At 34.5% G+C, this 25,674-nt stretch carries 27 protein-coding genes and 2 pseudogenes; 12 read left to right on the top strand and 17 right to left on the bottom strand.

All coding sequences use genetic code 11. From position 1 onward, the window contains the following. Positions 1 to 90: 90 nt before the first annotated feature. The gene (locus B9T27_RS08100; protein ID WP_086206339.1) at positions 91 to 1,086 is read right to left on the bottom strand and encodes an AraC family transcriptional regulator; all 996 of its coding nucleotides are present in this window, start codon (positions 1,084 to 1,086) and stop codon (positions 91 to 93) included. 372 nt (positions 1,087 to 1,458) lie between these two features. Between B9T27_RS08100 and B9T27_RS08090 the strand changes: the two genes are divergently transcribed. Beyond that, complete coding sequence (locus tag B9T27_RS08090) at positions 1,459 to 1,878, top strand: bleomycin resistance protein (protein ID WP_086206337.1); 420 nt, start codon at positions 1,459 to 1,461, stop codon at positions 1,876 to 1,878. Between the two features lie 733 nt (positions 1,879 to 2,611). On the opposite strand, the gene B9T27_RS08085 is transcribed toward B9T27_RS08090, so the two are convergent. Beyond that, positions 2,612 to 2,953 carry a winged helix-turn-helix transcriptional regulator gene (locus B9T27_RS08085; protein WP_086206336.1) on the bottom strand — a complete coding sequence of 114 codons (342 nt, stop codon included), beginning with the start codon at positions 2,951 to 2,953 and terminating at the stop codon, positions 2,612 to 2,614. A 142-nt stretch (positions 2,954 to 3,095) separates the two neighbouring features. On the opposite strand from B9T27_RS08085, the gene B9T27_RS08080 reads away from it, so the two are divergent. Together B9T27_RS08080 and B9T27_RS08075 are read left to right on the top strand one after the other, a co-directional pair. Beyond that, on the top strand, positions 3,096 to 3,752 hold the full coding sequence (locus B9T27_RS08080) for a DsbA family protein (protein WP_086206335.1): 657 nt from the start codon (positions 3,096 to 3,098) through the stop codon (positions 3,750 to 3,752). A gap of 23 nt (positions 3,753 to 3,775) precedes the next feature. Further along, positions 3,776 to 4,636, top strand: coding sequence for a Vmh family MBL fold metallo-hydrolase (locus B9T27_RS08075; protein WP_086206334.1), 861 nt, complete (start codon positions 3,776 to 3,778; stop codon positions 4,634 to 4,636). A gap of 343 nt (positions 4,637 to 4,979) precedes the next feature. Here B9T27_RS08075 and B9T27_RS08070 read toward each other — a convergent pair whose 3' ends face one another. Continuing rightward, positions 4,980 to 5,624, bottom strand: coding sequence for an SOS response-associated peptidase (locus tag B9T27_RS08070; RefSeq protein ID WP_086206333.1), 645 nt, complete (start codon positions 5,622 to 5,624; stop codon positions 4,980 to 4,982). Positions 5,625 to 5,805: 181 nt separating this feature from the next. Between B9T27_RS08070 and B9T27_RS08065 the strand changes: the two genes are divergently transcribed. The 3 genes from B9T27_RS08065 (at position 5,806) to B9T27_RS08055 (ending at position 10,222) form a co-directional block, all read left to right on the top strand. Beyond that, a complete protein-coding gene (locus B9T27_RS08065) occupies positions 5,806 to 6,030 on the top strand; it encodes a hypothetical protein (protein WP_086206332.1) in 225 nt (74 codons plus the stop codon). Positions 6,031 to 6,299: 269 nt separating this feature from the next. After that, positions 6,300 to 7,754, top strand: a complete 1,455-nt coding sequence (locus B9T27_RS08060) for a TonB-dependent receptor domain-containing protein (protein ID WP_171263366.1) — start codon at positions 6,300 to 6,302, stop codon at positions 7,752 to 7,754. A 1,304-nt stretch (positions 7,755 to 9,058) separates the two neighbouring features. After that, the gene (locus B9T27_RS08055) at positions 9,059 to 10,222 is read left to right on the top strand and encodes an MFS transporter (RefSeq protein ID WP_086206331.1); all 1,164 of its coding nucleotides are present in this window, start codon (positions 9,059 to 9,061) and stop codon (positions 10,220 to 10,222) included. A gap of 57 nt (positions 10,223 to 10,279) precedes the next feature. Here B9T27_RS08055 and B9T27_RS08050 read toward each other — a convergent pair whose 3' ends face one another. Together B9T27_RS08050 and B9T27_RS08045 are read right to left on the bottom strand one after the other, a co-directional pair. After that, positions 10,280 to 11,770, bottom strand: coding sequence for an amidase (locus B9T27_RS08050; protein WP_086206330.1), 1,491 nt, complete (start codon positions 11,768 to 11,770; stop codon positions 10,280 to 10,282). 20 nt (positions 11,771 to 11,790) lie between these two features. Beyond that, on the bottom strand, positions 11,791 to 13,206 hold the full coding sequence (locus tag B9T27_RS08045; protein WP_416224397.1) for a diguanylate cyclase: 1,416 nt from the start codon (positions 13,204 to 13,206) through the stop codon (positions 11,791 to 11,793). A 252-nt stretch (positions 13,207 to 13,458) separates the two neighbouring features. On the opposite strand from B9T27_RS08045, the gene B9T27_RS08040 reads away from it, so the two are divergent. After that, positions 13,459 to 13,956, top strand: coding sequence for a hypothetical protein (locus B9T27_RS08040; RefSeq protein ID WP_143222570.1), 498 nt, complete (start codon positions 13,459 to 13,461; stop codon positions 13,954 to 13,956). A 67-nt stretch (positions 13,957 to 14,023) separates the two neighbouring features. Here B9T27_RS08040 and accC read toward each other — a convergent pair whose 3' ends face one another. Genes accC through aroQ form a run of 3 tightly spaced genes read right to left on the bottom strand, consistent with a single transcriptional unit; the run spans position 14,024 to position 16,294 of the window. Beyond that, positions 14,024 to 15,388 carry an acetyl-CoA carboxylase biotin carboxylase subunit gene (gene accC, locus B9T27_RS08035; RefSeq protein WP_086206328.1) on the bottom strand — a complete coding sequence of 455 codons (1,365 nt, stop codon included), beginning with the start codon at positions 15,386 to 15,388 and terminating at the stop codon, positions 14,024 to 14,026. A 15-nt stretch (positions 15,389 to 15,403) separates the two neighbouring features. Next, a complete protein-coding gene (locus B9T27_RS08030) occupies positions 15,404 to 15,820 on the bottom strand; it encodes an acetyl-CoA carboxylase biotin carboxyl carrier protein (RefSeq protein WP_086206327.1) in 417 nt (138 codons plus the stop codon). 18 nt (positions 15,821 to 15,838) lie between these two features. Further along, positions 15,839 to 16,294 carry a type II 3-dehydroquinate dehydratase gene (aroQ, locus tag B9T27_RS08025; RefSeq protein WP_086206326.1) on the bottom strand — a complete coding sequence of 152 codons (456 nt, stop codon included), beginning with the start codon at positions 16,292 to 16,294 and terminating at the stop codon, positions 15,839 to 15,841. 1,203 nt (positions 16,295 to 17,497) lie between these two features. Here aroQ and B9T27_RS08020 point away from each other — a divergent pair. From B9T27_RS08020 to B9T27_RS08010, 3 genes are all read left to right on the top strand, one after another. After that, entirely contained in the window at positions 17,498 to 17,836 is a 339-nt protein-coding gene (locus tag B9T27_RS08020; protein ID WP_086206325.1) for a hypothetical protein, read from the top strand. 44 nt (positions 17,837 to 17,880) lie between these two features. Continuing rightward, positions 17,881 to 18,225: a hypothetical protein gene (locus B9T27_RS08015; protein ID WP_086206577.1), complete on the top strand. Its 345-nt coding sequence runs from the start codon at positions 17,881 to 17,883 to the stop codon at positions 18,223 to 18,225. Positions 18,226 to 18,585: 360 nt separating this feature from the next. Then, entirely contained in the window at positions 18,586 to 19,065 is a 480-nt protein-coding gene (locus B9T27_RS08010; protein WP_086206324.1) for a winged helix-turn-helix transcriptional regulator, read from the top strand. 32 nt (positions 19,066 to 19,097) lie between these two features. Here B9T27_RS08010 and B9T27_RS08005 read toward each other — a convergent pair whose 3' ends face one another. Genes B9T27_RS08005 through tusD form a run of 4 tightly spaced genes read right to left on the bottom strand, consistent with a single transcriptional unit; the run spans position 19,098 to position 20,552 of the window. Continuing rightward, positions 19,098 to 19,433 (bottom strand): TusE/DsrC/DsvC family sulfur relay protein, encoded by a 336-nt coding sequence (locus tag B9T27_RS08005; RefSeq protein WP_086206323.1) that lies wholly within the window; start codon positions 19,431 to 19,433, stop codon positions 19,098 to 19,100. A gap of 56 nt (positions 19,434 to 19,489) precedes the next feature. Continuing rightward, the gene (locus B9T27_RS08000; RefSeq protein WP_086206322.1) at positions 19,490 to 19,777 is read right to left on the bottom strand and encodes a DsrH/TusB family sulfur metabolism protein; all 288 of its coding nucleotides are present in this window, start codon (positions 19,775 to 19,777) and stop codon (positions 19,490 to 19,492) included. Between the two features lie 12 nt (positions 19,778 to 19,789). Beyond that, positions 19,790 to 20,140 carry a hypothetical protein gene (locus B9T27_RS07995; RefSeq protein ID WP_086206321.1) on the bottom strand — a complete coding sequence of 117 codons (351 nt, stop codon included), beginning with the start codon at positions 20,138 to 20,140 and terminating at the stop codon, positions 19,790 to 19,792. A gap of 43 nt (positions 20,141 to 20,183) precedes the next feature. Further along, positions 20,184 to 20,552 carry a sulfurtransferase complex subunit TusD gene (gene tusD / locus B9T27_RS07990; RefSeq protein WP_086206320.1) on the bottom strand — a complete coding sequence of 123 codons (369 nt, stop codon included), beginning with the start codon at positions 20,550 to 20,552 and terminating at the stop codon, positions 20,184 to 20,186. Positions 20,553 to 20,833: 281 nt separating this feature from the next. Between tusD and B9T27_RS07985 the strand changes: the two genes are divergently transcribed. Continuing rightward, positions 20,834 to 21,853, top strand: a complete 1,020-nt coding sequence (locus tag B9T27_RS07985) for a tyrosine-type recombinase/integrase (protein WP_086206319.1) — start codon at positions 20,834 to 20,836, stop codon at positions 21,851 to 21,853. On the opposite strand, the gene B9T27_RS07980 is transcribed toward B9T27_RS07985, so the two are convergent. Then, on the bottom strand, positions 21,850 to 22,137 hold the full coding sequence (locus B9T27_RS07980) for an HTH domain-containing protein (protein WP_086206318.1): 288 nt from the start codon (positions 22,135 to 22,137) through the stop codon (positions 21,850 to 21,852). The genes B9T27_RS07985 and B9T27_RS07980 overlap by 4 nt on opposite strands. A gap of 168 nt (positions 22,138 to 22,305) precedes the next feature. Further along, positions 22,306 to 22,866, bottom strand: a pseudogene (locus B9T27_RS15010) (AAA family ATPase); the annotation flags it as partial. Positions 22,867 to 22,886: 20 nt separating this feature from the next. Here B9T27_RS15010 and B9T27_RS07970 point away from each other — a divergent pair. Next, positions 22,887 to 23,132: pseudogene (locus B9T27_RS07970) on the top strand (hypothetical protein); the annotation flags it as partial. A 24-nt stretch (positions 23,133 to 23,156) separates the two neighbouring features. Here B9T27_RS07970 and B9T27_RS07965 read toward each other — a convergent pair. The 3 genes from B9T27_RS07965 to B9T27_RS07955 form a co-directional block, all read right to left on the bottom strand. Continuing rightward, positions 23,157 to 24,083, bottom strand: a complete 927-nt coding sequence (locus tag B9T27_RS07965) for a hypothetical protein (protein ID WP_086206315.1) — start codon at positions 24,081 to 24,083, stop codon at positions 23,157 to 23,159. Positions 24,084 to 24,174: 91 nt separating this feature from the next. Beyond that, complete coding sequence (locus B9T27_RS07960; protein ID WP_171263365.1) at positions 24,175 to 24,540, bottom strand: MazG nucleotide pyrophosphohydrolase domain-containing protein; 366 nt, start codon at positions 24,538 to 24,540, stop codon at positions 24,175 to 24,177. Next, positions 24,530 to 25,654, bottom strand: coding sequence for an HNH endonuclease (locus B9T27_RS07955; RefSeq protein WP_086206313.1), 1,125 nt, complete (start codon positions 25,652 to 25,654; stop codon positions 24,530 to 24,532). The genes B9T27_RS07960 and B9T27_RS07955 overlap by 11 nt, the downstream gene beginning before the upstream one ends. Positions 25,655 to 25,674: the final 20 nt, after the last annotated feature.

The raw sequence follows: 25,674 nt of genomic DNA, 5'->3' as shown, positions 1-25,674 counted from the left end.
CATTATCAGATAATTTTATTATATGAAAGGAGAGGTTAAATTATTTGACTGAAAGGGCCGTCTAAGGGTTGCCACTATAGTCAAATGACCTTATCGTTGTTTTCGTTGGCGATATGAACTTGGCGTTTCACCAGTCCATCGTTTAAATGCACGTGTAAAAGCAGAGTGCTCTGAAAAACCTGTTAAATATACAATCTGGTCAATAGTCTCTTGAGTATTGGCAAGTAATTTCCGTGCTAGGCGTTCGCGGTACTGATTTAAAATTTGTTCATAACTGGTTTGAATGGCTTGTAAATCTGTTCGTAGTGTACGAGGGCTGCGATTGAGATACTTTGCAATTAAGTTTTGATTAAATTGTCTAGACTCTAATAGTCCATTACTAAATAAACTTTCGATTTCATACACTAATTGATGTTTTTCTAATATGTTGAGTTGTTGTTCTGCCAAATTTTCATGAATTTTAAGAAGTTCAGGTCCTGCAGAAAGAGAGGCTTTCTGTAGGAGTTTGCTTGGAAAGAAAATAGCTCCTTTACTTTGGTTTAAAATTACAGGACAGCCCCATGCATTTTCATAAGCTTGTTTTGATGCACCTTGAGAATGTGTAAGAGAGATTTGAATTGGTTTAAAATCATCGTCTGTAATATATTGAAAAAATGAAAGTAGAATACCAATTGCACACTCAAGATAATGTCTGACTGGATGTTCAAAACCTGACAAAATAGCAGTATCACCATCAATGCTTAAAGAAAGATCAAATACATCTGTAAGAATTTCCTGATAGTGTAAAGTACGTTTTAAACCGTCACCAAAAGTTGCACTGCTTAAGAATAAATATTCAATAATGAGACCTCTAAAAACAGGCATCTGTACGCCAACATGTAATCCAATATCAAGGTCTAGGCTAATTTTTTCTGCGGCATTCCAAAATCTATTTTGTGTTGAATTATTACGACGAATATTTTTAACAGGAGGTTGATCAGGTAAGTTAACGCTTGCAAAAATAGATGCTGCATCTAAACCCATATTTTGCATGGTTTGATAAGTCATCCATAAAAATACACCAGCATCTGAGTTTTTTTTAGGCATGTTTAAAATACGATCCTAATTGTAGATTATAAAAGTTGTTCTAAGGCTTATCTTTAGTGGATGTTGAGCTGATAAGTATCTATCATTTATCAAGTTAAGTTTCTCTAAAGTTAACATAATATGGATTAACGTCATTAAGTTAAATAATAGAAGTAAAATTATTTTTCCCACCGCATTAAAACTCTTTTGCATTGGTTTATAAATTAGTAATTTCTTTTTAACTCTAAAATCAACGGACTCATAGAATGTCGTCATATTAAAAGCTATTAATATTTTATTATGCCACTAGTATTAAGTACTGAAAAATGACATCTGTGATTTAAGCCTAGTCTGCAAGTTATTTTTTAATATTACAATTGGAAATAAATCGTTATGAATAGAAATAAACTCGTCCCTGAACTCATAGTAACTGACTTAAATCAAAGTCAAATTTTTTGGATTGATCTCCTTGGTTTTGATGTGTTGTACCAGCGTAAAGAAGAAAACTTCCTGTATTTGGATCTCAAAGGGGTACAGTTTATGTTGGAGCAACAACAAGATGAGCAATGGATTACATCTGAATTGAGCTATCCATTAGGAAGAGGAATCAATTTTCAAATAGAAGTGGAAGAGATCGATCCAATTCTATTTCGTTTAACTCAAGCCAATTGGCCCTTATATCAAGTACTTGAAGAACGCTGGTATCGTGTAGACAATATTGAACATGGTCAGCAACAATGTTTAGTCCAAGATCCTGACGGTTATTTACTGCGGTTCATCCAAATATTAGGAGATAGACCTATAGATAGCTGATTAATTTTATGAAAATTGAGTCCTTTCAATAAGCTGATCAGCTTTGCTTAACTGCAACTGAAATAGCTAAAGTCTTAGGATATTTAAAGTCAGATGCTGGGACAGAGGTATATGATCGTAATCAAGAGAAGTTTAATTCATCAAGTACAGTAACAACGTTCGTTAAATCAAATAATTTTATCGAGATTCTCAATTCAAGTGTCTTAAAGAAAAATATGAATTTAACCAAAATTATTCGTATGTTTACTCTAAGAGGTTACAATCTCATATTCCAAAACGCAGTGAATTACTTAGAATAGACTAGCATTCAAAAGAATGTTAGTTACTAGATGAAAACCAATCTATTGAAATGTTGTGTGTACAGGTCAATTTTTTCAAAGCATGGTAGAAGACTTATAGTTGAATATTAGCCAAACTCAATCGACTACTGCTTTCTATATTACATAACAATATGTTTTGTTTGGTATTTATAAAGATTGTGATGATTGGCGTTATTTGTATTTATTGGGATAACTTTAGAGTCAATTAATTATAATGTAACGCTATACATCGAAAAACAGATAAAATTAAAAAATATAACTAAATCAGTTATTTGTTATATATATTTATGTTGAAAAAAATGATTAGTCTCATATCTTAGCTTTACTTAAAGTTAGTAGAGCAGCAATTTTTTGTAAAATACATACTAAGAATAAAGTAAGTTTTTTTGCAAGATGACCTATAAGCTTTCTACTTAATTTGTATTTTTTTCAATCCAGTCAACTAAATCATAAATTTTTTCAGCAATTTCAACGCCTTTTTCTGCAGATAATGAATACTCTACATGTGGAGGAATAACTGCATATTCTTTACGAACGATAAAGCCATCATTTTCTAAATCACGTAAAGTTTGAGTCAACATTTTTTCACTAATACCATCAATTCTTCGTCTTAATTCACTAAATCGATGTGTCCCTTTTCTTAGACTAAACATGACAAGTACCCCCCAACGATTAGTTAAATGCATCAGCGTAATTCTAGAGGGGCAATTCTTTGATAGAACATTTGCGACTAAGCAAGATTTATCAGTATTCATATCTTTTCCGCCATAAAGAAGCACTTACTTTTTGGTAAGTACTTACAAAAAGTAACTGTCTTATTTACTATAGCAAATATCACCTGAAATGTGCGGTTCTTCGTATATTTTAAATCATATTTTTATTGCTGAGAGTAAGTTTATGGCTTCTCCAATTTTACATTGGATTCTCGATCCTATCTGCGGCTGGAGCTATGGTGCATTACCTTTAATTAATGCAGCCGAAGAAAAATTTCCAGATTTCCAAAGCTTACATTTTGGTGGACTTTATAGCGGAAATCACCAACCGCAAATGACAGCAGTAATGCGTGCACAAATCATTCATTATGATCAGCAGATACATCAACTCACATGTGTAGATTTTGGAGATGATTATAAAAATGGTTTGCTTACAGATACGACATTAATCATGGACTCTATTCCTGCAACTCATGCTTTATTGAGTATTCATCAAGGTTTAGGGCATGGCTCAATGTTATCGCTCTTAAACTTAATACAACAGGGCTACTATCAGAATGGTCTAAATGTCACCCAATACAGTGTGCTTGCTCAACTTGCTTTCGAGTTAGGGATTGATGATGACCAATGGTCAAAATATTTAGATGCAGTGGATCAGAAGCTTATGGATCAAAGTATTCATCATGCACGTCAATTGTTAGCACATGTGCGTGGACAGGGTTTTCCAACATTGGTATTTGAAAATCAATCTGGTGAAATGAAGAAGATACCAATAGATAGCTTTTACAATAAACCACAGGATTTCGTTCAGTTTATAGATCAGCAATTACTTAAAGCGTAATTTAATTTTAAAGAGAGAATAATATGAAATTACTTCTTAAATCACTTCTTGTAAGTTCAATGGCACTGAGTGCTTCAGCTTTTGCAACGGAGTTAAGCTATAAAGTTTATAACCCTCAAGCACAAGGTATTTTCCCTGTTACATCGACTTTGATTTCTGGTGAAAAAGATGCTGTGCTTGTGGATGCACAATTTAGTGTCAATGATGCAAAGAACTTGGTTAAACTTATTCAGGACAGTGGTAAAAACCTTAAATACATTGTGATTACAGCAGGTGATCCAGATTATTATTTCGGTTTAGAACCACTTGTACAAGTATTTCCAAATGCAAAAGTGATTGCAACGCCTGAAGTCGTCAAACATATAGAAGCAACGAAAGATGGTAAGTTTGCCTATTGGGGGCCAATTTTAAAAGCTGGAGCACCGTCACAAATTGTTGTTCCTCGCGCAATTGAAGATAAAACGATTGAGCTAGAAGGTGAAAAAATTGAGATTAAGGCATCAGGTAAATATGCTTCTTATCTGTGGGTTCCAAGTAATCGTACAATTCTGGGAGGCGTAGGTTTATCTTCAGGTATTCATTTGTGGACAGCAGATACACAAACGAAAGAAGCACGTAATGAATGGCGTAAAACTGTGAAACAAATAAATCGATTACACCCAAATACTGTTATTCCTGGACATTACATGGGTGAAATTCCTTCTGGAAAAAAAGCCATCGACTTTACCTATCAGTATCTTGTAGATGTTGATCAGGTTTTGAAAGAGCATAAAAACTCTGCATCTGTGATTGCAGCATTAAAAGAAAAGTATCCAAATTTAGTGGAAGAAAGCTCTTTAGAATTAAGTTCAAAAGTACTAACTGGTGAAATGCAGTGGAAATGATTTAAAGGTAGTTCATGTTCTTAAAATCAAGGTTTATAAGAGCATTAGAACATTTAAAATTTTATTTGTATGCAACTTAATCTACAAAATAGATTAAGTTGCATACATGCATTAATTAATTTATTTCTTTAAAAAGTAAATTTAATATCTAAGTTAAGCTAATCGTTATGATTATAATCTTTGATATTATTTGTTTAATCGAGATGTGTGATTTGGACAGAAGCGGCAGGTTTTCTATATGCAGGAACCTAATTTGGTAATTAAAGGATAAAAAAAATCAAAATGGAGAAATTTGTTGATAGTGTGATTATTTAGGCTGCTTTAAGATAATGATCTATCAAGTTTAAAACGAATCTCTTATCTCAGATAAAAGGCTTTTTGGTGCAGCGACAAACTCGTTACTCATCTCAAAGAAGAAATGATGTGCCTTTTCATGAGTCGTGCTTAACCAGTCTTTACGGTATTCCTCGGGAATAACGATGATGGATCTCTTCTCATTCTTTGGTTCATGAAATTGCTTCATAAACGGATGGTGATCAGCATTGATGGTTAACATGCTAAAAGATCGTATCGGTTTACCGTTAATTATGGCATCTTCATAGATAGCTGCAGCAGTGAAGGAATTACCATCGGCTTTTGAGATAGCATACCAATATGGCTTCCCATCAATATATTTAGGTTCATAAAACATATCGACAGGGACTAAGCAGAATTTATTATTTTGCCAAGCATGTTTAAAGCTGGGTTTAGATGCTACTGTTTCAGTTCTCGCATTATAAGTATGTCGACCAAGCTTAAGTTCTTTTGCCCAATGGGGTATCAATCCAAACTTGGCTATGTCTAACTCAAACTGATCTGCACCTCTCATGATAATTGGAGCAGGGTTTAGAGGATAAACATGTGACTCAAAATCAAGGTTGATTTTTGATTCATGCAAATCTAAAAGTGAAAGACGTTTTTTAGAGGGGAAGTGATAATTTGAGCACATGCATAACTTCCTTTATTATCGGTACTCATATAATAAAAAGATACCATATGAAAAAATTATTATTAATGAGTTTAATGTTAATGATTGCATGCTCTAATAAAAGCGATGATTCTATGGGGAGTCATCCAAAATAATAGAGTTAGAAAAGAAGATTGATGTAATAGAATCTCAGATTGAAGAGATGTTCCACAAATTAGATTCTGAAACAGTAAAAAAAGAAGAAAAGAAAAACATACTCTGTGTGGATTTTCAAAAGTTTTATAGAGAAAAATATTTACCTACTGTCGTTGAGCATGACAAATTATTAGGTGTGAATGACAGTCAAAAACAATATGAACTCGATTTAAAAATTGTGACCAGAGATTATTCAAAAAGTTTAAAAATTAGCTGTGCTTCTGAAAACTAATATTTAGTGAGAAGAGATAAAGTCTTAGCAGGGTTTAGTGAATCGACGAGCAAGTGAAAAAGTATTGTTTAAAAAAGCCCTCAAGTTGAGGACTTTTTATTAATATCTATTATGTTTTATGGGGAATTAGTTGATGATAATTTAAAAGAATACATTCTTTGAAGTTTGTGAACTGTAGAGTTCAAGTAAGAAAATTGTCCCGAATTACGACTTATTCAAATTTATATTTAACTTAACATAAAAAATATTAATAAAAATTATGTCAAGTCATGGCTATCTATTGGGTAAGAAGTCAAGTTATTGATCCCGATACTCCACCTTGGGGTTATATTAATGGCAAGTATGTACTACCTCAATATCTAAAGAATACCTATAAAATGCCACAATGGTCGCTGGGTTCTGCTGCTGTCAATGCATTTAGCAGTAACTATAGTTATAAGCCTAAACACAATTCTTGGATTGATCTCGAAGTAGGTGTTTGGCATACCAACTCAAAATACAGGCAACACAATGGTTTAGGTGGAATCGTTGGGGCGATGCATGGCGACCAATATTGGGGCAGTTTCCAAGACAATCGTACCGGGATAAATGTAGAAAACACTAGTACAATTAACGATCTAGGCATCGTCTTCAATTATGGTTTAACCTACGATGAACAACGTATGAAGCCCAGTGATCTCTTTTCTCGGGAATCTGCACGTGATGGATTACGTAAAGAAGGCTCAATGTTTCTGAACGGTGATTATCATTTCAATGACTTTACGCTCAGTTTAGGAAGCAAGTGGCATAAGGCAGAGGTTGAGGATTATGGTAAACAAGACCGTGGGATCCTAAGTGCAACTAAACCCGATTTAAACCCGAAAGACTATACTTTGCGTAAATTTGGAGACAACATTGATTGGATGGCACAACTCAATTATCAATTGATTGATGGTATTGATGTTTACGGTAAGGTCTCTAGTGCTTACCGTAGCCCAAGTTTATTTGAGTCGACGATTTCAAGACAAACCTTTAGTTATGATCCTGATTTACCAATTACATCAGAAAACTCACGCCTTATTGAGTTTGGTTTTTTAGGCCAGCGGGAAAACCTGTTCACTGAAAATGACCAACTAAAATTTAATTTAAATTATTTCCGTAATCAAACCAATGATTTTCTTACTCAGGCTGCAATTGCTAAAGATATCCCGACAAAGTGGACCTCATATACAACCTCATATACCTTTGCCAATTACAAGCAAGTGCTGTTTAAGGGGTTAGAGCTGGATCTGAGCTATGAACACCCTGGTTTTTTTGTTAATTTAAATGGAACTTTATATCAAGCACCTAAAATATGTCCTACAAGCAAAGATGACTGTAATGAAGTGGGTGACTCGTGGAGTTTAATTTCAACCCGAATTCCGCCACGTAAAATTTTCAATGTGACTGTGGGTAAGTATTTCTTTGAAAATAAACTCAGTATTAGTGCGCGTGCTAGATATCATTCTGAAAAAAATAACCCTAAAAACTGGTTAGTAGGAACAGGGGTGAGTGGTCGTGCTGTCACCGAGATATCTTCAGAAACATTGGTTGATTTGTTTGTAAACTACAAGGTCAATAAGAACCTAGACTTATCTTTGAATGTCGATAACTTAACCAATCGCTATAATTTCGATCCAAGTACCGTAATCGGCATGCCAATTCCAGGGCGCACCATTAAAGCTGGCTTTGAAATGCGATTTTAAAGTTTAAGATTAAATATTGAGGTGTGCACGAGTGATAAAGGTGATGCATCCTAAAATATACGATCATTTTTTAATTCAAGAGGCTGTCCCATTAATTGAGTGGGGCAGTTTTTTTCAGCCTGAGCCGAATCTGGTACCAGACTACCAAACATTCAAGATAGACGACAGAATAAAGACTGATGTGTGCTGATAATTCCCCCACATAGCGGCTATATGGAACTTTTTATACATTTTTAGATGTAGTTTTAACGTAGAATTCTTTTGTGAAATTAGTAATTAAGAGTTCCTTTCCATATGTTGATTAATATGCCTGTTTAATGAATTATTTAACATAAAATCTCTCATGCAAAATTAAAAAATAGGAGCTTTTAGCTCCCATTTTTAATAATTTCGTATAATGCCCATTATGTATGTTAAATCGATAGAAAATTTATTTAGAACTATGGTGCTACAAAATATTGAGTTTTTTATTCGAAGAATAGTAATTAATTATTCAGTGTATGTTATTGATCTTGATTATAATTATTACTGAATTACTAGTAGGTAAAATATGTCTAAGTTGATAAAAATATTAGTAGTTTTCTTACCTATATTAGTAATAATACTAATGTTAGCGTTAGCAATTAAATGGGCGATGGGTATGAGGATATTTATCCTTGGGTTTTGATATATTCTTTAGGGTGGTCAATCGTTGAATATAGAAAGGTTTTTTTAATTTTTTTATTGCTAATAATTGTGGTAATTAATTTCAGTAAGGTCTTTATTTTTAATGAATTTAATATTTTTATAATGATTTTTTGGTTCTTTTTAAGCATTGTCATTTCTTATTTTGTAAAAAAATATAGATTTTTCTAGATTTCATTCATTAATGAAGTAAATCTTTCATAATGGAGTTGTTTAGCTTCGTGTATACACTATCAATATGAATAAAATTAGCATCAATATCTTAGTCAAATTCATTACTTCACTCTGAGTATAGTAATGACTTATTGTTATGGTGTATTAGCTTTTTATATCACTCAAAATCACGTAATTATTTTTCATACTTAATTCTTTACGCCGAATACTTGCAAGGCGAAAATTAATTATTATTCTTTAAAATTATCTTATGAACACATTTTCCATTAAAATTGTGAAAAATCATTACTATTGTGTATCAGTCTACAAATTTTAGTAAAAAATATTTTTTTAGCTTTTGTAGACAGATTTGTAGACTGTTGAATTACAACCAAGGGCAATGCAATGCAAGTTGATGCAACTATTAATAATTTTAAGTTATTGAATATGCAAGGATATGCAGGATAATGCAGGCTCTTCCAATTGAACTTAAACTAGGTGGATTTTACTTTTTCTATTATTCCATAGTTGGAACCTTTATGCCTTATTGGAGTTTATATCTTCAAGATCAGGGCTTTAGTTTTCAAGAAATTGGTGTTTTATCTTCAATTGCAATTATAACGCGCTTTTTTGCGCCGTTTATTTGGGGGTGGGTTGCAGATAAATCAGGCAAGCGTATGTTGTTGGTGCGTATTGCAACATGGATGGAGACAACGATTTGGTTTTTAATCTTTATTATCCCTAATAACTTTCAATCAATTGCGTTACTGATGCTGATATTCAGTTTTTTTCAAAATGCTATATTGGCTCAATTTGAAGGAGTCACATTATTCTGGTTAGGGGACAAAAGGGTAGAGTTATATGGCAAAGTGCGTAAATGGGGATCAATTGGATTTATTGTTGGTGTGTTTAGCATAGGTGCATTATTAGAAATTGTTCCAATAACAATGCTGCCAATAATGTTGTTATGTATCGCATTTACTGCATTCATTTGGTCTTTTACAGTTAAAGAGCCACAAATTGCTCCCTTAGCACAGAAAAAATTAGAGCCACTATTTCCTGTTTTAAAGAACCCAATTGTGGCAGCATTTTTTGCAATTGAATTTGTGATGTTATTTGCTCAAGCACCTTTTTATAGTTTTTATAGTAATTATTTAAAAAATGCGGGCTATAGCACGACTGAAATTGGCTTGTTATGGTCTGTGGGAGTGATTGCTGAAATAATAATGTTTGCTTATGCCACATTATTATTAAATCGATTTTCATGGCGACGATTAATTATTATTTGCTTGATATTGACAGGATTACGCTTTGTGTTAGTGGGATTATTTCCGCAATATTTTATGTTGCAATTTTTTGCACAAAGTCTTCACGCCTTTAGTTTTGGCTTATTTCATATGATCGCAATGCGTATTATTTTTCAAAATTTTTCAGCAGCTCAGCAAGGTCGTGGTCAAGCTCTCTATAGTACGATGTGGGGGTTAGGTGTCGCTTCGGGAAGTATTCTGGCTGGACATTACTGGCAAATAATTTCAGGCGAAATGGTTTTTATTCTGGCAGGATTGGCGAGTATGCTGGGCTTATTATTTGTGTTTTGGTTACCTCGCCGTGTTGAGAATCAACACCTATAAAATGACATTAAAATATTTGAAATGCGGTATTTTTATCAATACCGCATTTAGGTTGAATTAAATGTGGATTTCTTGATATTTGGGCATCCAAGGTTGGGCCTGTTCTAATTGAGCCGCAAGCTGTAATAAAAGATCTTCGCCTCCAAATGGCGCAATAAACTGTGAGCCTAGTGGCAAATTATCTTTATTCCAATATAAGGGAACGGACATTGCTGGTAGGCCAGTAATATTAGCCAGCTGCGTAAAGGGAACCCACTGTAGATTATTTTTAATGAGCTGCTCTACTAACTTACCTTTTGCAAGTAAATGGACTTTATCCACTTTTAATAAGCCTTTTAAAATAGGAATCTGCCAAGTAGGTGTTTTTACTTCGCCATTTTTAGGCGCGACAGACGCGGTAGATGGAACAAGGTATAAGTCATAATCATCAAAAAAAAGATTCATTTGGGTGACATAGGTACCCCAGTTATTCAAATTATGAATATAGTCTAAAGCTGTGGCTTTCGCACCTAAACCGGCAATGGCTAAAGTATCTAATTCAAAGTCACGATCAGTCACAGCATATAATTTTTTGAACTGTTGTACTGTATAGGCACATTGACTAAACCATGTGGTAATAAAGTCTGTAGCCAGTGCCATACCATCAATTTTAGGTTTGGCTTCAACAACATGATGACCTAAAGATTCTAAAAGTTTAGCAGTCTGTTGAATGGCTTGGATAGCATCTTGAGACACGTGTGTCCCAATTGGGGATTCTGTACTAAATGCAATTTTAAGCGGTGTAGGTGATTTTTTAATAATATCTAAATAGCGCTGAGTGGGTGCCTGAATGTTAAACAAAGAGGTATGGTCTGAGCCTTGGGTTGCATCTAGCATTGCTGCACTATCACGTACAGATTTAGTTAAAACATGCTGCATTGCTGCGCCATGCATCGCTTCACTATTATTAGGGCCCCATGGAGTTCGGCCTCGACTTGGTTTTAAACCAAATAAACCGCAGTATGATGCGGGAATACGAATAGAACCACCACCATCACTCGCACCCGCGAGTGGGACGATTCCTGCGGCAACTGCTGAAGCAGACCCACCTGAAGATCCACCACTATTATGTTTTAAATTCCAAGGATTATGGCAACTTCCCCAAGCTTCTGGTTCGGTAATGCCTTTAATGCCAAATTCAGGAGCATTGGTTAATCCAAAAGTAACAACCCCCGCATTTTTCCAACGATTGACCATTTCAGAGTTTTGAGTGGGTGTGTATTTTAAGCGTTTAAATGCCTTTGAGCCAAAAGATGTTGGTACTCCGGCATACTCTTGGTGTAAGTCTTTGAGTAAGAATGGAACGCCCGCAAATGGCCCAGTTAAGTTTTGTTGGCTGCGTTGCTGAGCTTGTTCATACATGCGAATAACAATTGCGTTTAATTGAGGATTAACCAGTTGAGTGCGTTGTAAAGCAACATCAAGTAATACATGTGCTTGAATCTCTTTATTTTGAATAAGTTCTGCTAAACCTAAACCATCATATTGGCTATATTCTGAAAATTTCATTGCAATCCTAGCTTGTTATTTTAAAGTGTTTGTAAATTGTTCTCTAAACAAAGTTGATTTCGACCATTTTCTTTGGCTTGATATAGCGCTACATCAGCACGATTGATCAATTGTTGGAATGGAACGCAGTAGGGAAGTGTTTGATAGCTAAGACCAATACTGACACTGATTGAGAAATGTGTGCCATCATCTAGAAATATTGGAGTTTGATGTACGGTATTACAAATGCGTTGGGCGATATCAATACTTTGTTTTAGAGTGAGATCTTTTAATAAAATGGCAAATTCTTCACCACCTAAACGACCAAATAAATCATTTGATCTAAGATGCAATTTAACTTGATGCGTGAATTTTTGTAAAACTAAGTCGCCTACGGCATGTCCAAATTGATCATTAATTTTTTTGAAATAATCTAAATCTAGAACCAGAATAGTGACGCTTCGAGCCTTTTGTTTAATTGCAGGTACTGAAGTAACCGTACGTTCACTTTCCTCATAAAAAAAGCGACGATTCATGGTTGTGGTTAAACCATCGTGATTGGCTAAATATAAAATTTGGTGATACAGCTTTTGACGATTTAGACTAATAATTGCCAGAGTTAATGGTCCTAACGCTAACATTAATAATCCAATACGGACTGAGATTGTAGTAGCTAAATAGGCATCTGGCGACTCTGCAATATAATAGGAAGTTAAACTATTATAAAGAAGCATACATACAAGACTATTGATGATTGCCACAAAAAATAAGTTATAGCTTAGTGATGCCCAAATTAGTGCTGCAATGGGGAACATAATCGCACCCGGCCCCATAAAAAAGTGGGTTAAAATGACAGATGTGAACACTGCTAAAAGTGGAAGTAATTCTTGATATTGAACCGAGCGTGATTTTATTTCTTCTAAATAGGTTTTTAATATTTTTCTTTCTGGAATAGCTAAAATAATCGGTAAAAAAGTAACAATATTTAGAAGCTCTCCGGTCCACCACATTCCAAAATCTATCCAAATACGATCTACAGATATGAAGGTATTTGGTACATAAGGAACGGTTAACATAGCAAAGATGGGACTAGCAAGACATCCACCAAAGGCACTTAGAATAAATAAGAATAAAAAGGTTAATCCTTTATTATATTGTTTATAGTCCAGTTTTAAAATTTTAATGAGTAGCAGTGTAGTAGCAGGATTTAATAAGTTAGCAATTGTCAAAAATAAGGTCAGGAGTAGGTAGTTTCCAGTCAGTAGATCTGCCAGCATAAATCCAATAAATGCACCGAGCCAACTACCAATATTACGCAATGATTCAAAACGTAAAAATAAACCAAGTAAAACTGCATTTGCAGGCCATAAAATAGCAAGAAACACTGAAGGGCGAGCCACGATCCCAATTAGAGCACAAGCAAATATAACTAATCCAACAAGAATAAATGATTGGATATAGTGCTTTAATGTATGATTAAAAGATTGAGTAAATATTAACAGGTTACTTTCCTATTTCTTATATATTGCCTAATCGTATGTATCTTGTTTGCTCATATGTATAAAGTATATATCTTAAGCAAATATTTTTATAGATAAAAAATAACATCTTTAGCTAAGATTTTTGATTGTTCATATATGGTTAATATTTCATGCAAAATTATAAATCTATGCTAATTTATAACGAATAAAACTTGATACTGATGAAGTATGAATAAAACAGCACTTATTTTGCCTTTATTACTTTTAATAGCTTGTACGGTATCGGCTGAAGAAACTACTGCGGTGAATACGAGCCCTAATTTGATTCCAAATAGCAATAATCAACCTGCTGCCAACACGATTCGTATCGACACTCGCCCTGAAATATTAGGCTTATGGGGAATGGAGATTCCAAATAATAAGAAGTGTGTAGAACTCTATAATTTTAGAGGGGCAAATGAAGTTGTGGTTAATAGTGGTAAGGAGTGGTCAGTGGGTTTATTTGATTATCAGCCATCACCAGATAATACCATGGAAAAATTACCGGCTTTAATTATGCAAATTAAGTATGAAAACAATCAGGTCGATTGTTCTGGTAAGCAAGAAGATCAATCGGGTGAAGTATCACAGTATTTTGTACGTTGGAAAAACAACAGAACAATTAATTTTTGTACTTCAGAAAAAGAAGATCAATGTTTTGCAACCTTGCATCGGGTCTTGCCTTAAGTAAATATTACAATGTGAAAAATAAAAAACCTCTTATGAATAAGAGGTTTTTTAACATGGAATTTATTTAAGCAGTCTTTGCTTGATCTTGAATTTGTTTCAACAAATGGTTTTCCAAATAATGGATGTCCATTGCTTTTTCACAAAAGTTTTTATCTTCCAAAATCAAATCCTTATGCAAAGGAATATTGGTTTTAATACCCGTTAAGATCATTTCATCTAAGGCTTGTTTCATACGTGCAATAGAGGTTTCACGATCTTTACCATGCGCAATGACTTTGGCAATCATAGAGTCATAGTAAGGCGGAATACTGTAACCCTGATAGATATGTGAATCTAAACGAATACCTGCACCACCTGGTGCATAGAAACTTTCAACTTTACCTGGTGACGGTAAAAAGTTGGTTGGATCTTCTGCATTAATACGACATTCAATTGCATGTCCTTGCACATGAATATCTTCTTGTTGCAAGTTTAAACCTAGACCAGCGGCAATACGCAGTTGTTGTTCAATAATATCTATTCCAGTGACCATTTCAGTAACAGGATGTTCAACTTGCACACGTGTATTCATTTCAATAAAGAAGAACTCATCTTCTTCAAATAGAAATTCAAAGGTACCAGCACCACGATATTGAATCATTTTACAGGCATTGACACAGGCTTCTAAAATATCAGCACGCGCTTGTTCAGGGAGATTTGGTGCTGGCGCTTCTTCAAGTACTTTTTGATGACGGCGTTGTAGTGAACAATCACGATCATATAAATGTACAGCATGGCCATTACCATCTGCTAACACTTGAACTTCGACATGGCGAGGCTTTTGTAGAAAGCGTTCCATATAGACCGTATCATCGCCAAACCACATTTCTGCATCACGCTGTGCTGCTTGTACTGACTCAAGTAGTGTGTCTACACGCTCTACAATACGCATACCACGACCACCACCACCTGAAGCAGCTTTCACAATCAATGGAAAACCAATTTCTTTTGCTTCTGCTAGGGCGTTGCTTGTAGTCACTGCATGTGCAGAGCCAGGTACGGTCGGTACACCAGCTTTACGCATCGCTAAAATAGCAGAAACCTTATTCCCCATTTGGCGAATATGCTCAGGACGTGGGCCAATGAAAATGAATCCTGAGCTTTCTACGATTTCAGCAAATTCAGCATTTTCAGAAAGAAAGCCATAACCGGGATGGATGGCATCGGCACCAGTAATTTCGGCAGCAGTAATAATGGCTGGGATATTTAAATAGCTTTCGCTACTTGCACCTGGTCCGATACATACTGCTTCATCTACAAAGCGTAAGTGCATTAAATCTTTGTCTGCATCAGAATAAATTCCAACGGTTTTAATCCCGAGCGTTTTACAAGCGCGCGTAATACGCAACGCAATTTCGCCTCGGTTTGCAATCAGTACTTTTTGCAACATATCAATCCCCGAGTATTACGCGCGGTAGCGGAATAATGGTTGACCGAATTGGATTACATCACCATTTTTCACTAAAATTTCTTCAACCACACCACTTTGAGTTGCCTCAATCGGGTTCATAATTTTCATTGCTTCAATAATACCGAGTGTTTCACCTGCGGATACAGTTTGGCCAACATTTACAAATGGTGCTTCACCTGGGCTAGGTGCAGAATAGAATACACCTACCATTGGTGACGTTTCTACAGCACCACGTGATGCTGCTTTTACTACTGGAGCATCTGCAATTGGTGCAGCAATTTGTGTAACACCAGCAATAACAGGATTACGACGGGTTAATGCAATTGATTGATCACCTTCTTTGACTTCAATCGCTTGAAGGTCTGACTCAATCATCAAATCGATGAGCTTTTTGATTTTGCGAATATCCATGGATGCGTATTCCTAATATTATGATTGCTGAATAGTTTGAAGTTTACTGATGGCGAAGTTCAGTGCATAAGAATAACCTTGCGCACCTAAACCACAAATTACGCCAACGGCCTTATCTGATAAATATGAATGATGTCGGAATGCTTCACGCGCATGTACATTAGATAAATGTACTTCAATGAAAGGAATTGCTACGCCTAGAAGTGCATCTCGAACTGCAACAGAGGTGTGGGTCAATGCTGCTGGATTAATAATGATAAATTGAACACCATCTTGTTGTGCTTGGTGAATACGATCGACCACCGCACCTTCCCAATTACTTTGGAAAGTTTCTAACGAAATTTGAGATTGCTGAGCTTGAGCAATGAGTTGTTGGTTAATATTTTCTAGGGTGAGGTGACCATAGACCTCAGGTTCGCGCTTGCCTAGTAAATTTAAATTTGGTCCATGTATGACCAAAATGGTCGAACTCATTGAGCCTGCTCCAATATGAAAGTTGCAATAATTTTTTGCAAGATGTCTGCAAAGTTTGCATATTATGGCATGTTTTTCTACAAAACCTTTGTAATTTGTTTTAATTGTTGTAGAAAACGGGTGCCCTGATAGGGCTATATATTGTAAACTTTGCGATGAATTAGCAATGTTAAAATATGACATTTTTTTATTGGTATTTGATTTTTTGCATTGTAAACCGAATTGACCAAAACTGTTGATTTGTTTTGTGTAACAACAATATGTAAATCATCAATCGTAAGAATTTGTTTACAACAAGTCATATAACGAGGTGAGTGAAATTGCTCACGTATTTACTAGGTAAAACTTCTAAAATACTAATCAGCTGACATATAGTCTGAATCTTAATGGTCTTGCATCATATCCAGTGTTTACATGAAATAGTCACACTGCTAAATAAGAAGTAGAGGTTACTGTAAATTATCTATATATTGATTATTAGAATGTAAGGCTGAAAACCACATTAAAACTTTAAAATATATAGATATTAATTAAGTAAAACATATATTTAATTTAATTTTCATTTATTGATTTATAGTGGATTTTTAATTTTTTATGTTGATCTTAAAGTATGTGTAATCTATCTTTTATCGGCTATTTAAGTAGTGTGTTTATAAATAGAAGTATATGCGTAGCAACAGAGCTAGTGGTGTCGACGAGGTGGAAATATGTAAGAAAAATGACAGCTTATTTGAGGGTTTCTTTATTGTTGAATGTGGAAGTAAAACTTTGCAATGAAAGTATAGGTTTTGATGGAATTCATGGATCATCTAAATGATTGCAGGATTGACCATTTAGTTCATAAATGGAGTGTGAGATGAGCACAGAACACTATATTGAAAGATACCTATCATTGGCAAAAGTTAATTCGAAGTAGGTATCAACTTTATAAAGTTTGAATGGTTCGCTGGTTTTACCAGCAACGTCCCACATTTCTGTGATGTTTTTAGTGGAATAGCTTTTGGAACTGCATAATATTTGACATTTGCTTAGTGTTGGTATGCTTGCCGCTGTTGACTCATAGATCAAATCTTAAATATGGAACTCATTCAAGATTAACAAAATACATACTTTTTTAAAAAAATCTTTTATTAGTTTTATTGTGTCTATAACCTCATCGGCTTAGAATCAGCACTTCAATTTTTAAAGATGCTGGAATCACTCATGTTACAAGATTTTATTGAAGAACAAAAACTCCTCTGTGAAGAGTTTGAGTCTAAGTATATTAAAGTCAATGAAGATGATTTAGTGGCTATCGCAAAACAAACACTGAATAAAGAGCCTATTGTTGGTTTACGTAAAAAACCAGATGCTGACAACGTGGCTTGGTTTATTTATGGTGGTGAGCTAGAAGAGGGTGCTGATTTTTTTGATATTGTCACAGTCAAGGAACTTGAGGAAATTTTTCCAGATGCACTTGTGTATTTGGCGCTTGAAGAAGGTTTTCGTTTTATGATTGATGCTGACGAATATGAGGACGTCTGGAAAGCAGATGCATGCTAAAAATTGAAAAAAATTTAATATCGCAAATAAGTTTCGGATTACTCATGCTTGTGATGAGTAATCTAAGCTATGCTGAATTAGTTCAAACATTGAGCCAAGATCAATATAATCAGTTGCTTCAACAATATACCGCACAGGTCAATGAAACTAAAAAGATTTTAGATGATCCGAAAGTAAAATTCGATGCAGCGACACAAAAACAAGCATTTTGCACTCGTTTAACGGCTTATCAGCAGATTGCTGATATGTCTAAAGCCAATATTACGTTGGAAAGTGCAAGTATTATGTTGATGGCAGCAAACAGTTTTTTAGAGCGACAAAAACAAAGCTTTATTGATTCTGGAATGACGGAACAAGTATTTTGTGCGCTATCTAAAGTAGAAAATTAAACTTGAAAATACCAATTGTCGGGAAATGACATGAAAATGGTAGAAAATGATACGGTATTTTTGCTCAAATTAGGAATAATAAGCGTGTTAAAACAAAGTGGTATTTGACTTTCCCTGATTGAATATTCATTAATGTTTTAATGATCAAGTTCTGCTTGATAAAATCTTAAACCCGCTGTTAAAGGCGGGTTTTTTAATGCTTGAAGAACACAGTGTTTGAAAAGTTGTATTTCATTAGCAGGAATTTTGTTGCGCCTCTTAATCAATATAGGCTTAAGCATGGTCTTTATAAATAAACCTTTAAAAAATATCTTGATATCGGTACATTAAACATATTCAGATTTTAGAGTTATAACTTCAATGAAATGGGATGAAATAGGCAATCAACCATGTTCAATCGCCCGTACATTATCGGTAATGGGGGATAGATGGACCATGCTTATTCTACGCAATGCTTTTATGGGTATGCGCCGTTTTGATGATTTTCAACATAACTTAGGTGTGACTCGACATGTACTTTCTGAACGCTTAAAACGCTTGGTTGAACATGAGATTTTGGTCAAAATACCATATACCGATCGCCAAGAACGTTTTGAATATAAGCTTACTGATAAGGGTTTAGAGCTGTATCCAATTTTACTTTCTATGGGTACATGGGCAGATAAGTGGATGGATGAAGGCTTCGGACAGCCTGTGAACTATGTGCATAAAAGTTGTGGTCATACCTTTAAACCTACATTAAGTTGTTCAGAATGTGGTGAAGAAGTACATGCTAAACAAGTCAAACCACAACTCACTCCAGCGTATTTTAACTATTTAGAGCGAAAAAGACAGGCTTAGCATTTATATATAGATAACTTCATCTAAGCTTGTTATAAGCAATTCGCCGGCTTTGGTATGCCAGCCAAACGGCTTAAATGACGTGCCACTAAACCGGTATTAAACTTTTCTTGCAATACAGCATTATTAATTTCAGGATTCACTGATTTTATTAAAAATTTAATGAGTGGACGTGTTGCAGGGGCATGCCCAAATTGAGCATAAAATTGACGGACAGCCAGTAAGATTTCAAAATGCCATGGGGTCAGTTCTATTGTTAAACTTTTTGCTAAAGTTTGAGCAACCTCTTTATTCCAAATAGTGTAATCGACTAAATGACCATCCTGATCGAGCTCAAGAAGATCTGTTAAGTTTTGTTCTATATTCATAAATTAGCCTAAGTAAAAATTCTATTTAAGTTAAAAACTAAAGATCAAAATCAGTTCTATTTTAAACTTACACTACGCGTAAAATTCAGGACTAAATCTGCAAATTGTATGTAGTTAATAAGTTGTATATGCGGAGGAAGCTTACTCACTAAAAGTTCAGCATCATTGATTAATATATAAATATTTTCTAAATGCTCTAACCTTTGATCGGCAGAAAAAAGAACAGCATCACCCATAAGTACGATAGCATCATGCATAGCATGTATTTGTTCTAGCGTGTTGAGTATTGCATCGGTATGTGCAAAGGTTGATTGGATTAAATATAAGGTTTGATTAGGCTTCATAATTTACTCAAATTACCAATACAAAACATGATCAAAGGATTGAACGAATTCATTATTGAACTCGATAAATTCAAGTTCCTGTTGAGACTCTGTCACAAAGTCAGAGCTTTTATACTTGTTTTCGATAAGAATTGGCGTTAAATCATAGAATTCAAAACTATCGACCATATTTGATGCGACTTTAAATGCTTGTTTTAAATGATCAAAAGCGAGCTCAGATTTTAATAAACTCAATCCAGCATCTTTCAATAAGACTTTAACCTCACTTCCAAATGTTGCAAGTACCATGGTGGCAGATAAGCTCTCATGTACTTGTAAGCTAGTCAAATTGGCCTGAGTTAAAATAACGAGTATAGTTCTCACACAATTTACCTTTGAATTGCAAAAATATAACTAGAATAACGACTTAGAATTGAATGAGACGCTCAGTAGATTGAACGGCATCAGCCAGTTCACCTAAACCAACCAGCTCAAAACCTTGCGCAAGATTATGGCTGTTAATTTGATGACGTTGTGCATTTTCTTGATCTGTAATACCTCGTGCTAAAGCAGCACTGACACAGACAGGAAGACGGACAGATAGTTTCTGCCATTCTACAGTTAAATTGCGCTGATCATCAGGAACCCATTGAAAGCTATTCGCAACAGTAACCGCATCTTGATAAAAGAACACACGGAAAGCTTCATTTTTTGCTTTTAAAGCTTGTGCAAGCCCTAAAGCATGCCAAGCATGGATAGAACTCGGTGTAGAGGTAATTAATAATAGGGTACTCATTGAGACTTCACTTGATGAATGCATGCTAAAACATGCGTGATTCAAAGTTGATAACATTATAGGTAGTATACAATGATTTTAGGTGGCATCTAAAGAACTTAGCACTTTTTATTAAAAAGTAATTGATATTAATTGTTTTGAAACAATAACTTATAATTATTGTAAAATTTAAATAGTAATAAATACATTTTTCCCCTGCATCAAATCGCCCTCATTTTCTTTCTTTTTTCTGCTTTATCGATAGAATAAAAGATAATCTGCACCAGATCTGCACCAAAAAAATGAAAATACCAAAACCAATACAACGCGGTTCAAGTTGGCGTATTACAGTCACATTTGAAAACAAGCGATACTCAGCAACTAGAGATACCGCCAAAGAGTGTGAGCACTGGGCATCAATAAAATTACTCGAGCTTAAAACTGGTAAAGTTGATCTTGAGCAAGGGATAAAGCCCCCATACCCATTTCGTAAATTATGCGATAAATATTACCAAGAGCATGGTCGACACATGCGATCAGCTAGAACAATCATGTTCAAGATCAAAAATCTTGACCGTATTGCACCCAATATCGCTGATAAATCTATTTATGACTTCAAGCCTACTGATATTGCATTGTGGCGTAATGATCGAAAAAAAGTTGTTAAGGTAGCAACTTTAAGAAATGAGCATGCTATTTATTCAGCTGTTTTTACTTATGCAATGAAAGAGCTGTTTTTAATTGAGTCAAATGTTTGGCATACCGTAACTATGCCAAGTAAAGAAAAATCACGAAATCAGCGTATTACACCTGAACAGCAGGAATTATTGCTGAAATCACTAGATTGGGATGGTGCAACTACTCCTGAGAATTCTAAGCACTTTGTAGCGTGGGCATTTCTATTCGCAATTGAAACAGCAATGAGACAGGGTGAAATATTGGCAATGCGTAGGGCAGACTTGAAGGATGGTTTTGTTCATCTACCTATAACGAAAAATGGTGAATCTCGGAATGTTCCTTTATCGAAAGAAGCTAAGCGACTTCTTTCATTATTACCAGTAGATAGTGACGAGCTAGTTCCGATTGACAAGGTTATGTGTTGCGGAACTTGGGTTAGAGCTAAAAAAAGAGTAAATCTTCCTCAAATCAACTTTCATGATTCGCGGCATGAGGCAATCACAAGAATGGTTAAAGTTCGGAAATTGCCCGTTGAGGTTTTAGCAAAAATAACAGGGCATAAGACAATTGGGATTTTGATTAACACTTACTACAATCCTGATGCTCAGGACTTAGTAGAGATGTTTAATGACAGTGAGAGCTAATTAGCTCTCGGTCTGCCTCTTTTGTTTTTTGTGGTGAGTATGTCATGGGCTAGGCTAGGATGGTATAAAGCCTTGCCTTGAGTACCTTGATTAATTGATACAAGGTGCTCTCTAATTGTTGTCGTTGATAGGTTATATTTTTGAGCCAATTGAGAAGCAGAAACAAGTTCAATTTCGATCTCTTTTAACTCTTTGACAACGCCACCACCAATATTTTGACCGAGAATAATATTGAGCGGTGTATTGCTTTCAATCATAACCATGTATTTAGATAACCTAGTCATGACACCTCCTTCAAATTTTGAATTTTCATCACTTCCTCCAAATCGCTTCTTTAAGTTTTGCATCGATCACCAGAGCTTCGATCTCACCGCTACTGACATTGGAAAATACGTGGGTCATCTTCTGCCCGAACACATTGAGTGTCCGGGTGATGGTGGAGTAGTGGAATTTCATGCTGCCCATCCTTCCATATCCATTTTTGCCTGACATGCATTCAGAATATTTATTTCGTACTTACTGCCTTTGAAATATCCAGCGGGGTATTGAAGGTCATTTTCATTCTGTGCATTTTCAATTGCAGCCAGTGCCTTTTGATAATCATCATCTAAAAGTGCATCTTGTTCTTGCTGCAGCTGCTGCTCTGATTCTTTGTTTGACTGCGTATTACGATCAATGATTTTTCGAATGCTACTGCAGGTTTCTTCAAAGACTTGTTGGCGTACATCTTGAAGGCTATTGAGTTTCCGCTTGATGCAATATTTTTCAATATCTACACCTGCCTGTGTCATGAGTGCTTCAAGTTCTAAATATTGATTACCATTGATCGCTGCATCTGCAGATCCTGACGAAAGCCATTGATTGAGCTTGATGCCAGTTTGTTCCGTGATTTGCTCAGGCTGCAGAAATAGACCAGTACGGTCTTTTGTGGCGATAGCATAGTAATCACCATGGGTAATATCTAAAACAGTCGTGAATTCATATTCGATACCATCACGCTGTTCAGCTTTAAGCCGAGCCGCCTAAACCACGTAAAGCCAAAACTATTTGTGAAATTGATGATAATGAAGCTCGAGCAGTACAGCGCTTAATTTTAGATATTAAAGGACAGTCGGAAGTACTAGATGACTGGATGGATGCCATCATTAGCCGATATTTCTATAATTCTTCATGGTCTGAGATGGTTCGTGATGATCGTACACAAAATGATGCACGATCAGATGTGAAATGTGGGTTGGCTGCGCTGCATAGTCGGTATGGGTTTATCTGGTTTGAATAGTGTATAAAAGCACCCTTGGGTGCTCTATTTAATCACTATATAATTATTTGGATCTATAGTTTTAACTAGAAAATTTGTTTTCAATATAATTTGACTTGGATTTGGATTTTTTATTTCTGAAAATGGAATTGCAATTAAGCATTTCTGAGATCCACACAAAATTATTTTAATTTTTATTGGATAATTGATCTTGTAGTTTTTATTAGTTAACCAAGTTTCAATTAATTCATCTTTAATAATTAACAGGCTGTATTTATCATTGTTGAATTCGGTAATGGCTTGTTTTTGAGCATTTTTCCCGATATTTATTAAAAAATATAAACCAACTAATAAAAGTAAATAAAATAAAATCAAATAGAAGTAGTGAATAATCACATCTTTTGCAATGAGATCCATATTTTGGTTATCTTCTGTTTCCTTCCATTCCGTAAATTTTCCAGTTTCAACTAATGTTTTGTTGAATGCAGATTTTAAGCGATTAAACACGATAAAGTTGAGAAAAAACTTAATACCAGAACCTAAATAGGCACTAATTTTATAGATTAACTTGCACTTTAGAGGTAATAAAGCAATATAAAACAATATCTCGAAAAATATTTTTAGTAAATAGATGAGCCTAATAAGTAACCACTTTATAAATAAGTTATATAAAAATACAAATGGGAAAGTGAGTATTCGAACTAATCCTTTGATGAAGCTTTTATACAAATCTTTTTGATATAATGTATTTACAAGCGATATAACTATAAATGCAATAAAGCATAGTGATAAAGCAGTTAAACTATTTATCCAACCATACATTAAGTAATCTTGAAAATTAAAACCAAGTGCGGATTGATGGTAATCAAAAAAACCTACATAACTATCGAGGTAAAAAAATCCACATAAGAATATAAAACCTGAAAGTAGTGTACTTACAACAGCAAAGTCAAAACTTATTCTATTTTTCATAATTTTAAACTTGTTAATTATTCCTTAAAAATTTAATACAAAGCCTCTAAATGTTTTACATGATTTAGAGGCTTTGTATGCGGATCTAGATTTACTTTGCTTCTTTCCACCACTCCAACATTTGCTGAAGATTTACTTTCTCAAGTGTCAGATTTTCTTTTTTAGCTTGCTCTTCAACTAGAGATATCCGCTTTTCAAATTTTGAAATAGCTAAACCAAGGCATTTATTTGAATCTAGGTTTAATCTACAAGCTAGATTGATCAAAGAAAATAGGCAATCACCAAACTCATCTTCTAAACGATTTTGGTCAATTTTAGGTGCGTTGATTTCTACAAATAACTCATCAATTTCTTCTAAAATTTTTTCTTTAGCTTGTTCATGAGAGTTCCATGTAAAGCCTTTTGCGATTAAGAGATTTTGAATTTCTTCAGCTTGTCTTAGTTTATTATTTTCCATAGCGCTTCTCATTTATTTCTTTGAATTTGGTAAAGTGGCAATTCAAGTAGTTTTTGAAGGTCGTTAAGTTTTTACCTTTATATGGTACCTTGATAATAAAATCGACTAGTTGGTGATTAACTATAATTTTAGAGATTAGAGGGTCGTGACAAGTGATTAGTCTTAAAGTTTCAGGATCAAATGTAATGAAATAGCGATCGAATAATCTATCCATCAAACTGGATAGTAAAAGCCCATTTTTAGCATCTAATCTTTCTTTATTATCACAATCTTTCCAGGGTTTGATATGACTGGCAACTAATAGAGAAACATGTTTAATACCGGTTAGAAGACAAGTTTCTTTAAAGTTTTTAAGTAAATCTTTGCGAAATTGACCTTGACCGATACGAGATAAAACCAATTGGGTCTTTTCAGTTTCATCAAGAATACGACTTTGTTGGATATTATCTATATCGTCGACAACTTCAGATTCAGCCTCTTGCTCAAGTAAAGTAACCTGTGAATCAGGTTTGAATTTTTCAAAAAACTTAGGAGAATCACTACTGCGAATAAAAATGGCATCACTTAAATTAAAGATTTCACTTGGTTTTTTTAATAGAGCATCTGTAATCTGATTTTCATCGATTTTTAAGGTAACTGAATCTATGGATCCATTAGTACCTTGAACACATGAGGAATACCTTAAAGCTTCATATACCCTAATTGATTCAATATCATCACCAGCTGTGAAGGAACCATTATTTAATTGATATGATCCACTCTTAATTTTTAAAGCTGGATAGCTATTTAATATTTCAAAGTTAAATCTAAATAAATACAAATTTTTATCAATTTCGTCATCCCATACCTTGGGATTTAGTTCATCTTGCTTTTCTGTTACAGAATAAGTATTAGAAGTAATTTTGGCCAAAACATATTGATTCAGTTGCCCATTAAAACTTTGTCTAACTTTACCTAATATTTTATGTGCAAATATTAGATAGTCACCAATTTTAAATTCTCCACTATTAGCGTTAAGTTTTTTTAGTCCCCAAATTCCGTTGTTTAATCCAGTTAGAAAATTATTTTGGCTAGGGTCAGCAACATAAATACAGTGCAGAGTGGTGTTGTTCATAAAGTACTTAATATCATTAA

The sequence above is a fragment of the Acinetobacter sp. ANC 4648 genome, assembly GCF_002135345.1.
Taxonomy (GTDB): domain Bacteria; phylum Pseudomonadota; class Gammaproteobacteria; order Pseudomonadales; family Moraxellaceae; genus Acinetobacter.
The sequence above is the reverse complement of the archived record's forward strand: the minus strand, read 5'-3'. Positions and strand labels throughout refer to the sequence as shown.

What these genes read in the sequence shown, in the direction of transcription:
- B9T27_RS08090 (WP_086206337.1), top strand. Translation starts at nt 1,459, where the DNA reads ATGAATAGAAATAAACTCGTCCCTGAACTCATAGTAACTGACTTAAAT.
- B9T27_RS08030 (WP_086206327.1), bottom strand. Translation starts at nt 15,820, where the DNA reads ATGGATATTCGCAAAATCAAAAAGCTCATCGATTTGATGATTGAGTCA.
- B9T27_RS08005 (WP_086206323.1), bottom strand. Translation starts at nt 19,433, where the DNA reads ATGAATATAGAACAAAACTTAACAGATCTTCTTGAGCTCGATCAGGAT.
- accC (WP_086206328.1), bottom strand. Translation starts at nt 15,388, where the DNA reads ATGTTGCAAAAAGTACTGATTGCAAACCGAGGCGAAATTGCGTTGCGT.
- B9T27_RS08085 (WP_086206336.1), bottom strand. Translation starts at nt 2,953, where the DNA reads ATGAATACTGATAAATCTTGCTTAGTCGCAAATGTTCTATCAAAGAAT.
- B9T27_RS07980 (WP_086206318.1), bottom strand. Translation starts at nt 22,137, where the DNA reads ATGACTAGGTTATCTAAATACATGGTTATGATTGAAAGCAATACACCG.
- B9T27_RS08055 (WP_086206331.1), top strand. Translation starts at nt 9,059, where the DNA reads ATGCAGGCTCTTCCAATTGAACTTAAACTAGGTGGATTTTACTTTTTC.
- B9T27_RS08000 (WP_086206322.1), bottom strand. Translation starts at nt 19,777, where the DNA reads ATGAAGCCTAATCAAACCTTATATTTAATCCAATCAACCTTTGCACAT.
- B9T27_RS07955 (WP_086206313.1), bottom strand. Translation starts at nt 25,654, where the DNA reads ATGAACAACACCACTCTGCACTGTATTTATGTTGCTGACCCTAGCCAA.
- B9T27_RS08065 (WP_086206332.1), top strand. Translation starts at nt 5,806, where the DNA reads ATGTTCCACAAATTAGATTCTGAAACAGTAAAAAAAGAAGAAAAGAAA.
- aroQ (WP_086206326.1), bottom strand. Translation starts at nt 16,294, where the DNA reads ATGAGTTCGACCATTTTGGTCATACATGGACCAAATTTAAATTTACTA.
- B9T27_RS08075 (WP_086206334.1), top strand. Translation starts at nt 3,776, where the DNA reads ATGAAATTACTTCTTAAATCACTTCTTGTAAGTTCAATGGCACTGAGT.
- B9T27_RS08050 (WP_086206330.1), bottom strand. Translation starts at nt 11,770, where the DNA reads ATGAAATTTTCAGAATATAGCCAATATGATGGTTTAGGTTTAGCAGAA.
- B9T27_RS08070 (WP_086206333.1), bottom strand. Translation starts at nt 5,624, where the DNA reads ATGTGCTCAAATTATCACTTCCCCTCTAAAAAACGTCTTTCACTTTTA.
- tusD (WP_086206320.1), bottom strand. Translation starts at nt 20,552, where the DNA reads ATGAGTACCCTATTATTAATTACCTCTACACCGAGTTCTATCCATGCT.
- B9T27_RS08060 (WP_171263366.1), top strand. Translation starts at nt 6,300, where the DNA reads ATGGCTATCTATTGGGTAAGAAGTCAAGTTATTGATCCCGATACTCCA.
- B9T27_RS07965 (WP_086206315.1), bottom strand. Translation starts at nt 24,083, where the DNA reads ATGAAAAATAGAATAAGTTTTGACTTTGCTGTTGTAAGTACACTACTT.
- B9T27_RS08080 (WP_086206335.1), top strand. Translation starts at nt 3,096, where the DNA reads ATGGCTTCTCCAATTTTACATTGGATTCTCGATCCTATCTGCGGCTGG.
- B9T27_RS08020 (WP_086206325.1), top strand. Translation starts at nt 17,498, where the DNA reads ATGTTACAAGATTTTATTGAAGAACAAAAACTCCTCTGTGAAGAGTTT.
- B9T27_RS07960 (WP_171263365.1), bottom strand. Translation starts at nt 24,540, where the DNA reads ATGGAAAATAATAAACTAAGACAAGCTGAAGAAATTCAAAATCTCTTA.
- B9T27_RS08100 (WP_086206339.1), bottom strand. Translation starts at nt 1,086, where the DNA reads ATGCCTAAAAAAAACTCAGATGCTGGTGTATTTTTATGGATGACTTAT.
- B9T27_RS07985 (WP_086206319.1), top strand. Translation starts at nt 20,834, where the DNA reads ATGAAAATACCAAAACCAATACAACGCGGTTCAAGTTGGCGTATTACA.
- B9T27_RS08040 (WP_143222570.1), top strand. Translation starts at nt 13,459, where the DNA reads ATGAATAAAACAGCACTTATTTTGCCTTTATTACTTTTAATAGCTTGT.
- B9T27_RS08010 (WP_086206324.1), top strand. Translation starts at nt 18,586, where the DNA reads ATGAAATGGGATGAAATAGGCAATCAACCATGTTCAATCGCCCGTACA.
- B9T27_RS08015 (WP_086206577.1), top strand. Translation starts at nt 17,881, where the DNA reads ATGCTTGTGATGAGTAATCTAAGCTATGCTGAATTAGTTCAAACATTG.